The sequence below is a fragment of the Alcanivorax sp. HI0083 genome (assembly GCF_001635175.1).
In genome coordinates this window covers 1-567 of the sequence record NZ_LWFX01000516.1, presented here as the reverse complement: position 1 = coordinate 567, position 567 = coordinate 1, and the positions used below count along the sequence as shown (strand labels likewise).

1 protein-coding gene and 1 pseudogene are annotated in these 567 nt (G+C 50.1%); both read right to left on the bottom strand.

All coding sequences use genetic code 11. The features are described 5' to 3' along the window. Positions 1–182: pseudogene (locus A3754_RS05295) on the bottom strand (pilus assembly protein PilP); the annotation flags it as partial. Then, positions 179–567 (bottom strand): PilN domain-containing protein (locus A3754_RS05290; RefSeq protein WP_063519012.1); only part of this gene is annotated, 389 nt, incomplete at its 5' end. The pseudogene A3754_RS05295 and the gene A3754_RS05290, both read right to left, overlap by 4 nt.

Genomic DNA, 567 nt, shown 5'->3' with positions numbered 1-567 from the left:
AGAAGCTTATTCGCATCCTGAATAACAAAGAAGTATCCCAGCGCCAGTACAGCGACCAAAACGAGTAACGCGGCACCGACTTTGACCGGTGTTGGCCACCCCCCCACATTTTCGAAGTCCAGACTGTTAAGCTCGTCCATCAACTCCCGTAAATCGAGATTTTTCAGCTCAGAGGCGTTCATTTTTGTTCTCCCTCTTTCTTGCTGTTCGGCGAGGACTGCTTCACGGTCAAGGTAAACTTATTCGCTTGGGAGCCATCCTCCAGCGCAGTCACATTCTGCAAATTGGCCTCACCAAACCACGGGGAGCCATCGAAATTACGCATCAACCGGGAGATGCGATTGTTACTTTCCGCCACCCCGGCAATGCTGTATACGTCCCCGATGCGCTTGACCTGAGAATAGAACACGCCATCAGGCAGGGTTCGCACCAATTCATCAAAGACATACACAATAGTTGGGCGATTTCCCTGAAGATTCTGAATAACCTCCATTCGTGCAACCAACTCATCCCGACGGGCTTGCAGCTCTTTAATTTCCTTGATCTTTTCGTTCAGCTCAGCGGTTT